Consider the following 12,046-nt stretch of genomic DNA (forward strand, 5'->3'; position numbering starts at 1 on the left):
ATTTGTAATTGGCATGAGCGCGCTCGCTTTCGTGTCCACCAAGAGCGACTATTCTGATAAAAATCATCGAAAAATTCCCGCTACAAAGCGAATCCCGATGTCTTCCCACTGTAACGCCAAATACTAGGGCAGCCGATTCGCTTCATCAAAGCTTTATCAAATAAATTGACCATAATAGCGATCGCGTCTCAATGTTTTTAGGATCGCAGGTTAAAATAGCTTAACTTAACTCAAATCACTGCCCTAGCAAGAGCCATCATCCCAGGAGGAATTGCCCTTGTCTCGTCGCTACCTATTTACGTCTGAATCTGTTACTGAAGGTCATCCCGATAAAATCTGCGATCAGATTTCTGACACCATTCTAGATGCGCTACTGACACAAGACCCCAGCAGCCGCGTCGCCGCAGAAGTCGTCGTCAACACCGGCTTAGTGCTAATCACAGGTGAAATTACCACCAAAGCTCAAGTAAATTTCGTTAACTTAGCCCGGAAAAAAATTGCAGAGATCGGCTACACCGATGCCGATAATGGCTTCTCTGCCAACAGCTGCTCAGTCTTGGTTGCCTTGGATGAACAATCCCCAGATATTGCCCAAGGTGTTACCACCGCGCAGGAAACCCGCGAAGAAGCCAGCGACGACCAATTAGACGCCATTGGCGCTGGCGATCAAGGCATCATGTTTGGCTTCGCCTGCAACGAGACACCGGAACTGATGCCCTTGCCGATCAGTTTGTCACACCGAATTTCTCGCCGCCTTGCAGCAGTTCGGAAAACTGGACAATTGCCTTACCTGCGTCCAGACGGCAAAACTCAAGTAACGGTTGCCTATGAAGGTGGGAAACCCGTTGGGATTGACACCATCCTGATTTCCACCCAGCACACCGCCAACATTGGTGAAATTAGCGAGCAATCCGCAGTCCAAGCCAAGATTAAAGAAGATTTGTGGGCGGCGGTTGTACAACCCGTTTTTGCGGATATGGCGATTCAGCCGGACGAAGAAACCCGCTTTCTAGTCAACCCCACTGGCAAATTCGTCATCGGGGGACCTCAAGGCGACTCTGGTCTGACTGGGCGGAAAATTATTGTTGATACCTATGGCGGCTACTCCCGTCATGGTGGCGGTGCCTTCTCCGGAAAAGACCCGACAAAAGTAGACCGCAGTGCGGCTTACGCTTGTCGCTATGTGGCTAAAAACATTGTGGCGGCTGGCTTGGCAGAAAAATGCGAAGTCCAGTTGAGCTATGCAATTGGCGTTGCTCGACCCGTCAGTATTTTGGTAGAAACCTTCGGTACCGGCAAAGTAGACGATGAGCGCTTACTGGAACTGGTGAAACAGAACTTTGAATTGCGCCCAGCGGGGATTCTCCAAGAATTCAAATTACGTCACCTACCCAGCGATCGCGGCGGTCGTTTCTACCAAGATGTCGCTGCTTATGGTCACTTTGGACGGACGGATTTAGATTTGCCTTGGGAACAAACTGACAAAGCAGCACTCCTGCGGGAAGCAATGACCGAGTGTGAAGCGACTGCTTAATCCTTGTACTTCAAGTACCTGAATACCTCGAAGCTTAAAGCCGAAGAGATGCTTGCTTTGAAAAAAGCAGTTTCCTCTCGGCTTTTTTGTGAGGGTCAACAAAAAAGTTTAGATAAAAAAACATTAAAATCTTCTAGGCTAATTTTCAACTAAATAAAATGACTGCTTAATGAGAAGTCAAATGCTTAAAAGCTCTCGCCTACAGGCATTATTACCCTATTTGACCTTGTTACTTTGGTCAGTCCCTTTATTGCTATTCAGTCACGAACAGCAAAGCCTAATGGCGCATGATGAGGGACTTTACTCTTGGCGAGCTAAATTAATAGTGGAGTCTAGCAACTGGTTAAAGCCCTCTATCGCTAATTATGGTAAAACTCCCGGTGCCTATTGGTTGATTGCCAGTTCATTCTCGCTGTTCGGCATTAGTGAGGTAACTGCGCGAATACCGAGCATCATTGCTGGCATCATTAGCGTGATATTGGTCTATGAAATTGGGACAATTTTGTTAAGTAAACGAGCCGCATGGTTAGCAGCGGCAATTCTAAGTGTTGAGTTTTTTTGGTTTCAATATAGTCGATTAGCCGTTCCAGATGTGCCGATGGTTTGCATGGCACTTTTGGGTATTTGGTCTTTATTAAAAGCTGAACGACATCCAAAATATCAAGGTTTTTGGAGCTTCGTCGCTGGTATAAGTTTAGGCCTGGGCTTCTTAATCAGAAGCTATATGATTTTTTTGCCAGCGATCGCGCTGTTACCTTACCTAATTTGGGAGCATCGTCGTCACCGACATCTCTCGAATCCCATGCTCTATTTAGGCTTTGCAGTTGGCTTCAGCCCAACAATCGTCTGGCTTTTGAATGGTTGGCTGCACTATGACAAAGATACTTTTCAGGAATTGTTCCAGTTTATTTTCAGGCTTAGCTCAGATGAAAGTGATGGAAATACTTGGCCTTACTATTTCTGGAATGTTCCAGCCAAAGCTTTTCCCTGGCCTTTTTTCAGCCTATTAGGTATAGGCATTTGTTTGCGAAATCTACTTCCTCGACAGAAGCTAATATTAGGGGTTCTTCCGCTGATTCTGTTTGTAGAACTCAGTTTTTTCTCGACTCGTTTGCCCCATTATGCTTTGGCTCTTTATCCTTTTGTGGCTTTATTGGCAGGACTTGCTTTGGATTGGCTTGCCAGAATTTATGAGAACAAATCGCCGCGAAAATGGCTTCCGCAAAATCTCAGTTATGCCTTTGGGGGGTTAGCTTGCTTATTAGTGTTAGCAGGTGTGGCGTTGTACGGTAGTTTTCCGATTCCTGGCGTGAAAGGGGATGCACAAATACAAAAGTATGGAGCGATCGCTCTTGGTTTGGGGTTGGGTTGGCTAATGTTACCAGTGGTGTGGATAGGTCGTTATTACTTTGGCAAGAAGTTTTTAACGGCTCGTTATTGGTTAGCAGCTTGGTTGGTAGGACCTTGGTTTGCTTTAGCCGTAGCGGGAAGCACGGGTTTAATCGGAGATTACAACCCTGAGATCAAGGCATTAATGCAGCAGCCGGAAATTGCTGCTGTGTTACAAACTCATCCAGTGAATTGGATCAGAGGAACGGGAAAAACTGGAGTGCTACTATGCTTTTACACTCCCGATTTGGCGAAACAGGTTAAACAAGTTTCAGAGCTGCAACCGTCTAGCTACGCTTGGATTAGGTCAGAACAACTCGCCAATTTATCCTCGCCTTACCGAGCGATCGGGAAAGTCCGAGAGTGGCAACTTATTCAAGTATTGCAGTAAGCGATCGCTACAGCTTCATTAGCGTTTAACGTTCATTTAGGTCAACACAGATGCAGGGATGGAAACAACAGCTCCATCAGCTGAAAAAAGAAACCTACGCAATTTACTTGGCTTGTAAAGATACCAGAGTTCCTTGGTATGCGAGGATATTGGCTGGTTTTATCGTTGCCTATGCCTTTAGTCCGCTCGATCTGATTCCAGATTTTATCCCAGTCATTGGTTATCTAGACGATCTGATTCTTGTGCCGCTGGGAATTTGGCTGGTACTGAAGATGATTCCTCCGGCGGTGATGGCGGATTGTCGGGAAAAAGCAACAACTGCGATCGCTCAAGATAAACCTACGAATTGGATTGTTGCCTTTATTATCGTGGCTATCTGGTTTGGGTTAGGGACTTTAGGTGTAATTTGGATTGGACGCATCCTGAAACGTTAAGCCGCTCTTTAATAGCGAATTTGCAAGGTAACGGATGAAATAATCTTCTGTTCGCCACCCACAACCGGCGTGTCAGCAGCCTGATTTCGAGGGGATAATAAAGCCTGCTCGGAGGCGATGACTGGCTGTGGTGGATTGACTCCATTGATTTGAATGCTGACAATTTCTCGCTGATTGAGAGCGAGTGCCCCCAACGCCGCTGCTGCTTGCTTTTGGGCGTCTTCGGAGGCTTTTTTAATCGCTTCCTGTTGAGCCTGCGCGATCGCTTCATCCGCAGCAACAAGATTAACGCCATCAATTCGTGTTGCACCGGCTTTGATGGCATCATCTAACAGCGTCCCGGCTTTTTCATGACCAGTCCGAAAACTTACAATGTTGGTGCCGATATATCCATTCAGGGTTTGCTTACCGTCTTTGAAACTATAGTTAGGAGCGAGAGTAATTCCAGTCGTTTTTAGTTCTTCCACCTGACGGGATTTCAGCAGTTTCACTACCGCAGAAGAGCGTTGGGCGACTTGCTGCTGAACGTCCTGAGAAGTTTTCCCCTGAACTTCCACACCCAAACGCGCTTGCGCGATCGTTGTCGGAATGCTGACATCTCCTTTTCCGGAGACAGTCAGGCTTCTGGGTAGTTTCTCTAGCGTCGGGGCAGATTGGCAGGCACTCAGGCTGAGGATACCCAGCGCTAGAGAAACAATTTTTACACGATTCCAGAAATTCGGCTTAGCACTACACGGGAGAAAGCGATTCATATTTTGGAACACAAATTAGAACAACAAATAATCTCGTGTTCCTAATCTGGCACTGTAGCTTTCGAGTAGTGCTTTAGGTTACATTTTTGGAAACTTAACCCTTTCCTCGATCTTGTTTAAAACACCATACAAATCACATTGGCTCAGCGGTGGTGCTGTTATAAAAGAAGTGGAGCTAAGGGTCGAGCGAGACTCGACTCGATCTAATAGGGCTGATTTGGTCATTTTTAGCAGCAAGGCAAGGAATTTGTGCTGATGCAACCTCAAGAGCCAACCGCTGCTGACGACACCACAGAGAGCCAAAAAGTTTTAGCGACTCAGCCGCTCTCGACCGACCGCCACTCGCTAAAATCTCTCTTACCTTGGAAACCGAAAGCCGGTTCTTGGCGCATCCACCAAAAGATTGGCTACGGCTATTTCCTAGCAATTGCGATTGGCTTTTTCGGTTCGCTAGCTGGGTTAGTAATCGCAGACTATTACCAAGGGCAAGGCGTCAAACAACTCAATGATGCCCACGTACAAGCACAACTGCTCGGAAATTTTAAGGATGCGGTCATCGAGGTGCAATTACATGGTTCGCATTTAGCTGCTGTACTAGAGAATTCACAACAGCTGCAATTGGAAAAAGCGCAATTTTTCGACTGTGTTAGCAAAGCTAAGAAGTTGAGGTTGGAAATTGAACGCTTCATCAAGAGCAACCCTGCCTGGTTAGCAGCAACCCCCGACACAATACAGGAATTATTGCAGGCTTACACGACTACTTTGGACTCCTACGTTCAGCAAACTGAGTCTAGCTTGCAACCAATTGACCAATTGCAATTGCAGCCAAAGGCGGTTGAGTCAGCGCGACGGCAACTACTCATCGCGATCCGTGGGGAGTCAGCGATGACTTTAGAGCGCTTCAATGCACAATTGAGCAACCTCCTTGACATGGCTCAAAAGCAGGAGCAGCAAGGGAGAGAAGTGATGGAGAATGCTCAAGGACTGGAGAAAATCATTATTATCTTGAGTATGCTTGTTTCGGTTGCGATCGCAGGGACGATGGCGCTGCGTACCAGTCGCGCCATCGCTCAGCCAGTCGTCACGGTTACTCAAGTGGCTCAGCAGGTAGCACGGGAATCTAATTTTGATCTGCGTGCCCCTGTCACCACTGGCGATGAAATTGGGTCATTAGCCACTTCTCTGAATCATCTCATCGAACGAGTATCCGAGCGAACCAAAGAATTGCAACAAGCGAAAGAATTAGCTGAAGCTTCTAGTACCTCCAAAAGTCAGTTTCTGGCGAATATGAGCCACGAGCTGCGTACACCCTTGAATGCTGTCATTAACTTGAGCAAACTTCTCGAAGAAGATGCCCAGGATCTCGGCTTAAGCGATGAAGATTTTATTAGCGATCTTCAATCAATTAACTCTGCTGGCAAACATCTTCTGGCACTGATTAATGACATCCTCGACTTGTCGAAGATTGAAGCCGGGAAAATGACTCTCTACCCGGAAACGTTTGATATCAAAATGTTAATTATTAGCGTTGTCATAACAGTAAAACCGTTAGTAGAGAAGAATGGAAATGTCTTAGACGTTCATTGTGACGAGAATCTGGGCACCATGTACGCTGACCAGATTAAGGTACGGCAGATATTGTTTAATTTGCTCTCCAATGCTGCCAAGTTTACCGAGCAAGGTCGAGTGACGCTGACAGTGCAGAAAGATGAAAGCGCGATCGCTCAGAGTCAACTACCAGCAGCAAGTCTAAAAACCCGAAACTCTGATTCTTCCACCCTACATCCTTCATCCTTGAAAACGTCCTTCATCCTTTTTCGGGTCGCCGATACTGGGATTGGGATCTCGGATGAACAACAACAGCAACTGTTTCAAGCCTTTATGCAAGGAGATGCCTCGACTACGAAAAAGTATGGCGGTACTGGACTGGGGTTGGCGATTAGCCGTCACTTCTGCCAGATGATGGGGGGTGATATTACTGTAGAAAGTCAGGAAGGGATGGGATCTAGTTTCACGGTTCGCCTCCCCTTGAGTTTGTAAAGGACAGGGCTTACGCAAGGGACATTTCAGTCCAGTTTCACCATTGACGTACAGACAGCGGCGTCAAGCCAATGCCCCGAATCACGCGATGCTCATTCCCACTGTATTGCCGCCTGACCAGTATTGTCGCCTGACCAGTTCAATCGAGTCTGAATAACGCTTGTCTAGAACCGTATCATTTAATAGCACTTAGGCATTCTCGGACGGTTGTAGAAGGGGTTCCACGGTGTCGTCCCACAACTTTCGAGGCGTCAACTTCTCCCCACGCAGATAGCGATTGATGCGATCATGGCTAATACCCTCAAGATGATCGGTCAAGTTCGTGACCGTGTTGTTGACAGGACTGCTCAGTAGATATTGGCAGTAGTCGAGTTTGGTGAAGCTGATCTCCTCAGTTTAAATTGCTGCTGCGTAAGCCCTGTTTAAGCTTTTTGAGCAGTCTTCTTTAATAAGATTTTTGAGCAGTCTTCTTTAATAAGAAGCTCAGGCCTAAGACACAAAGACCTGCCATCGCACTGGGTTCCGGAACAGGATTGGGAGATGGAGCTTGACGAAGCGTCACAGTTAGCAGTTCTGGAGGAATATCTGTACGGAGAGAGCCAATAGTATCTTCTCTTCCGTAACCAATGCGTAATGCATAGTCGTTGGGGTCACTAGAGAGTTGATTGACTAAAGAAAAATTATCAAACCAGAGAACAAAGAAATAAGAGGTAGGAATGGGGACTGGATCCGGTAAATTTAAATCAAAACCTCTGAAAAAGAAGCTCAAACTAGAAAACTCTCCTGGCCCAATTCCACCGCCAAACCCCGCAGAAGTAGTCGCTCTAGTATTCACATTTGCCGTATCAGAATATGGAACTGGCGAACCGTCTATTTTAAGGTCTGATATCGCGTTTGGGAAGAAACCAGCGGTTGGAGAAGAATCCTGATCTGTCACCGAGGTATCTAAAGTAAAAGAAATTTCTTTTCTAAAACTTCTTAAAGAAAAGTCCAACAAAGCAGCTTCAGAGGGAGCTGAATTTATACCCATTGTGAGCAACGCTGCTCCCCCGACAATTCCTGTAACTTTTCTCATTAAACTCATAAAGTGTTCCTCTCATGCAGAATTAAGTTGAAGCCGAGAATGTAGACAGACCCAGCAGTTAGAATTCCTTGCCTACTAAGTTGCAATTAAAGGTGCCCTAGCCAGGTATTGAATACAACTCAGCCGTAAAAGGAAGCCTACTATTCTCCTCTGTGAATTTCTAGTAATTCCACGTAGACTTTACTGAAAAAATAAAAAGTATCCATATATAAACAGCTTATATATGTAAAGACTTATTAAATGTAATTTAATTAGAGTGACCTACTAACGGCTTGTCTAGCCATGAAAGTTAGTAAAAATGGGAGACTTGATGAAAAAAATAAATCATAAATGGACAATTTTTCTAAAGCTTGCCTAAGTATAAATACGTAAATTCATTTAATTCATAACTAAAACTTATAACTTGTCCGGAAATCAGTGGAGAGTTGAGCTTTATTCCAGCTTCATAAAGATTCAGTAGTTACGCAGTTGAGAAAAAAGGGGAGGTGAGGTAAAACTACTTAGGAATGAAGCCAGCGAAAGTCAACCAACCCGATTACATTAACTTCCTGATTGCAACGCAGGATTGTGCGAGATGCTGTTCGTCACTACTTGGCGGCTCCTCGTTTCATTCTTAAGCCAACTGTGTAACTCCTGAGGGAGCTAGAAGCGATACAGTTCGGTTGTTATTTCCACTCGCCTTGCAGTACGAAAGCTGCCCAGTAATAGGGTGCTTTCCATTCCGTTTTTTGCCACATGTCTATCTGTGCTGCTCTCAATGCCGCCGCTGGCTGTAGATTTTTTTCCAGCATTCCTTTGTAAAATTTGGTCATCAATTCGGATGTTGCGCGATCGCTGACACTCCACAAACTCACTACCACTCGCGGCGCACCCGCATACATAAAGCCGCGTGTCAAGCCCACTAATCCTTCGCCTTTGACTTCTTCACCTAATCCCGTTTCGCAAGCACTCAGTACCACCAGTTCAGCTGGCAAGTTGAGATTGAAAACATCGTGCAGTCGCAAGAAACCATTCTGCGATTCCCCTTTTTCATCTAGCAGAGACAGCACCACCCCTGATAATTCTGGATGTACGCTGTTGAGGATGCCATGAGTGGCAAAATGCACGATCCGGTACTGGCTGAGTTCTGGGTTGGTTGCAGAGGCACGATTGGCAGCAAAATCGAAGGCTTGCCTGCGTTCTGCGGCTGGTACGAGGGATAGAATTTGCTCAGCTTCTTGTCGGGTAAAGGGTAGACGCTTAAAAGTGACATCTGATTCTCTAGCGGATCTTGCTAAAGTGCTGAATGCAAGGTTTTCTCCGATACTCCGCTGCTTCTCTGTCTGCCCTTTTGCTTGATTGACTCGCTCATCGTCACTGCCGAAGACGGGATCGGCTAGCACCGCCACAGCTTTAGCAGCAGGTTTGCGCCCAGCTTGTTCTTGTCTTAAAACGGCTAGCGTGGAGGCTGAGGGTAGATTGACGATTTCGTAATTGACTAACAGTGGCGTAGGTGAGGTGGAAGGATTGGCTTTGTTTTCTGTGCTTGGCTGCGTTGGTACTGGTAGCGCGGCAAAGGGGACATACTGCAATGCACCCTCGCTGACAATGAGTAATCGTTTCTTATCTAGTTTCCCAGCCACTTGCCCCAAGAGCATCTGGCTGAGTTTGGTTACGACTTCGGTGTTAGCAGGAGCGAGTTCAACCGCAATGCCTCTTTGGTTATCGATAGGCTTTCGGGTTTCCAAGCGATAGCCAGGGGTATTCAAAAGATCATAGAAACCCCGTGCCGCTAACTCAATTTCGGCGCGTTTGGGGAGTTGGTAGCTGGTGATGCCTGTCTTGGTGACAGCCCAAAGATAGCTGCGTTCTTCGCCTAGCGAGTATTCCAAAAGCAGCGTATCGTCATCCAGAACCTGCTGCTGAATCTCTGCTAAGGTGAGGGGTTTTGGCTGAGTGAGGGCGGCATAGCGGGGACTTTTAGCGCGGATGTCAGCTTGGGCTTGTCGATACTCTTCTAAGAGATTTTCGCGTTCTCGTTCAATTTTCTCTAGCTGTCCTTTAGTGGGGTTGCTACTGTGTAACTCAACTCGGCGTTTTTCAACAGCATCAAGTTTTTGCTGCAAGGTGCGCTCTTGTTCCAGCTGTTTTGGCTCGACTCCTTGCCGAATATTAGCGTTAGCCTCTGTTAGGAGTTCCAAAAGACTCCGGGCACGAGCGCGTTCCGAGGCGTGCAGTGCCAGAGCATCGTACCCAATATAAGGCTCTTTTTTGTGCAACTGCATCAGCACGTCGATGTAGAACTGGTAGTAATTCTGCACGGAGGCAAAGTAGGAAGTACGCAGTTCTGGGCTGGTGACTCTGGTGCGTATGTCCTCAACAATTTTGATGGCGGCTTCGATTTGGGTACGGGCTGCGTTGAGATTGCCCTTGTCGCGTTGTGTAATCGCAACCTCATAGAGTGTATATGCTTCCTCCGTGCGATCGCCAAACATCCGCCGCAGTGCTAGAACCCGATCGTAGGTTGATAGCGCTTTTTCGTACTGCTTCAATGCATTGTAAACCTTACCCAGATCGCGCAGGTGGGTGGCTTCTCCTTGGTGATCCTCTACCTTCCGATCCGCAGCCACTGCCTTTTCCAGGGCTTCCAGTGCTTTCTGGTAATCCCCCGATTTCAGATAAGCAACACCGCTCATCCCAAATGCATAGGCTTCCCAGGAGGCGTTATTCTGTTCGCGTGACAGTGCAAGGATTTGGTTAGCTGCATCAAGCGCCTTAGAATAATCCTTTAATGATAGGTAAACTGAAGCAATACCTACAAGTGTGGTAACTTGCTGCGGGAAATCATTATTTTGTTTTGCCAGAGCCAGCGATTGATTGTGAAATTCCAACGCTTTTTCATAATTTTTTGCTCCTTGGTAGACACCACCAATGTTGGTAAGAGTTAGAGCTTGGTTAGTGAGATTGCCAATGCTTTTAAATATCTCTAGAGCTTGGTTGTGTGTATCAATACTCAGCTGATAATCGCCCAATGAACTGTAGACTTTAGCGATACTGTTGAGGGTGGCGGCTTGTTGAGGGCGATCGTTCACCCGACGCTGGATTTCGAGGGCTTGGTTGTAAAAGTCTAGTGCCTGCTGCGGCTCATCCATTGACTCATAGGTACCAGCGATGTCACGGAGGGCAACAGCTTCCTTAGTGGGACTGGAAATGGCACGGCACAGCACGAGCGCTTGATTTAAGGCATCGAGGGCTTTCTGCATTTCCCCCAATTGTTTGTAGGTATTGCTGATGTAGGAGAGCAGGGTCGCTTCCCCGTATCGATATCCCGCCTTTTGGTAAAGCGATCGGGCTTGGTTAAAAAAGTCCAGTGCTTTAGCAAGATCGCCAAATCCCCCTAAGGAATAGGTGAGGCCGATATTCCTGAGAATCTCAGCTTGTTGAGTAAGGTTGAAGGCTAAATCTGTTCCAGATAGATTTCCCTGTGCTGCTTGCCAAAGTTTCAGCGCTTGGTTATGGAAATCCAGCGCCAACTGAAACTGACCCCCTTTGAAGTAGACCAAGCCAATACCCCCAAGGATATCCGCTTGCCTAGCAAAACCCTTCCTTTCTCGCTGGAGTTCGAGTGCTTGGTTATAAGTGGCAAGCGCCTGTTGCAATTCGCCCAATTGGGTGTAAATTATGGCGATAGTGCCGAGTGTTCGGGCTTGTGCAGCAATATCCTTCTCGGCACGTTGAATCTCCAGTGCTTGATTGTAGAAGTTGAGGCTTGATTGAGTTTCGCCTGACTGGAAGTAGAGATTAGCGATGAAGCTCAGTGTAACAGCTTCACGAGAGGGTTTTTTCTCAGCTCGAAGCAGCGACAGGGCTTGTCTGTAATATTCCAGTGCTTCTTGCTTTTTGCCTAACTCGAAGTAAACACCACCGAAAGAATTGAGTAGGGAAGCTTCCTCAACGTTGGTGAATGCAAGTGCTTGCTTGTAAGTGTCGAGCAGTTTTTGTTTGTCGTTTGAGTTGGAGCCAGCATTATCCATTGAGGCACGAGCGATCGCTTCCTGAAGGCGGTTTTTCAACTCGCGACTGACAGCTAACCCCCGCTCGAAAGAGTCCAGTGCCTTCTGATTCTCGTTCTGAATATAGTAGATCGTGCCGATGCCGCGAAGAGTCGAAGCTTCCCAACTGCGAGCCTCATACGGCGGAGCTTCGTTAACCGCCAATTGCTGCCAAATAGAGAGTGCTTCTTCGTATTTAGCAAGTGCCTGTTGCCAAGATTCTGCCGTTCCTTGCTGCCGTAGTTGCTCTGCTTGCTCAAATAGTTGCTGTGCCCGTGTAAGTAGCTGGGACTAATTAAATATAAGATGGCATAAAGCCCCTAAACGAAGTTTTCCATTAATCTATGCCTGCTCCCATTCGGATTATCTTAAGCGAAGCAGAGGACTCAAT

7 protein-coding genes and 1 pseudogene are annotated in these 12,046 nt (G+C 46.8%); 4 read left to right on the plus strand and 4 right to left on the minus strand.

Annotated features, from left to right (window positions below):
- Window positions 1-277 precede the first annotated feature (277 nt).
- The 3 genes from metK (at window position 278) to NDA06_RS03310 (ending at window position 3,748) form a co-directional block, all read left to right on the plus strand.
- Window positions 278-1,534 (plus strand): methionine adenosyltransferase, encoded by a 1,257-nt coding sequence (gene metK / locus NDA06_RS03300; RefSeq protein WP_190411289.1) that lies wholly within the window; start codon window positions 278-280, stop codon window positions 1,532-1,534.
- Between the two features lie 181 nt (window positions 1,535-1,715).
- Window positions 1,716-3,314 (plus strand): glycosyltransferase family 39 protein, encoded by a 1,599-nt coding sequence (locus NDA06_RS03305; protein ID WP_199323991.1) that lies wholly within the window; start codon window positions 1,716-1,718, stop codon window positions 3,312-3,314.
- Between the two features lie 50 nt (window positions 3,315-3,364).
- Complete coding sequence (locus NDA06_RS03310) at window positions 3,365-3,748, plus strand: YkvA family protein (protein WP_190984924.1); 384 nt, start codon at window positions 3,365-3,367, stop codon at window positions 3,746-3,748.
- A gap of 8 nt (window positions 3,749-3,756) precedes the next feature.
- On the opposite strand, the gene NDA06_RS03315 is transcribed toward NDA06_RS03310, so the two are convergent.
- Window positions 3,757-4,500, minus strand: coding sequence for an SIMPL domain-containing protein (locus NDA06_RS03315; RefSeq protein ID WP_190984923.1), 744 nt, complete (start codon window positions 4,498-4,500; stop codon window positions 3,757-3,759).
- A 255-nt stretch (window positions 4,501-4,755) separates the two neighbouring features.
- On the opposite strand from NDA06_RS03315, the gene NDA06_RS03320 reads away from it, so the two are divergent.
- Window positions 4,756-6,540, plus strand: a complete 1,785-nt coding sequence (locus NDA06_RS03320) for an ATP-binding protein (RefSeq protein ID WP_190984922.1) — start codon at window positions 4,756-4,758, stop codon at window positions 6,538-6,540.
- 27 nt (window positions 6,541-6,567) lie between these two features.
- Here the strand turns inward: NDA06_RS03320 and NDA06_RS03325 are convergent.
- From NDA06_RS03325 to NDA06_RS03335, 3 genes and pseudogenes are all read right to left on the minus strand, one after another.
- Window positions 6,568-6,927: pseudogene (locus tag NDA06_RS03325) on the minus strand (transposase); the annotation flags it as partial.
- A 58-nt stretch (window positions 6,928-6,985) separates the two neighbouring features.
- The gene (locus NDA06_RS03330; protein WP_190667723.1) at window positions 6,986-7,624 is read right to left on the minus strand and encodes a PEP-CTERM sorting domain-containing protein; all 639 of its coding nucleotides are present in this window, start codon (window positions 7,622-7,624) and stop codon (window positions 6,986-6,988) included.
- A 665-nt stretch (window positions 7,625-8,289) separates the two neighbouring features.
- Window positions 8,290-11,820 (minus strand): tetratricopeptide repeat protein, encoded by a 3,531-nt coding sequence (locus tag NDA06_RS03335; protein ID WP_190984921.1) that lies wholly within the window; start codon window positions 11,818-11,820, stop codon window positions 8,290-8,292.
- Window positions 11,821-12,046 lie beyond the last annotated feature (226 nt).

Source organism: Trichocoleus sp. ST-U1 (assembly GCF_039961835.1).
Taxonomy (GTDB): domain Bacteria; phylum Cyanobacteriota; class Cyanobacteriia; order Cyanobacteriales; family FACHB-T130; genus FACHB-T130.

Bases quoted from the DNA above. Each gene is read 5' to 3' on its own strand.
- NDA06_RS03330 (WP_190667723.1), bottom strand. From the start codon at position 7,624: ATGAGTTTAATGAGAAAAGTTACAGGAATTGTCGGGGGAGCAGCGTTG.
- NDA06_RS03305 (WP_199323991.1), top strand. From the start codon at position 1,716: ATGCTTAAAAGCTCTCGCCTACAGGCATTATTACCCTATTTGACCTTG.
- NDA06_RS03315 (WP_190984923.1), bottom strand. From the start codon at position 4,500: ATGAATCGCTTTCTCCCGTGTAGTGCTAAGCCGAATTTCTGGAATCGT.
- NDA06_RS03310 (WP_190984924.1), top strand. From the start codon at position 3,365: ATGCAGGGATGGAAACAACAGCTCCATCAGCTGAAAAAAGAAACCTAC.
- NDA06_RS03320 (WP_190984922.1), top strand. From the start codon at position 4,756: ATGCAACCTCAAGAGCCAACCGCTGCTGACGACACCACAGAGAGCCAA.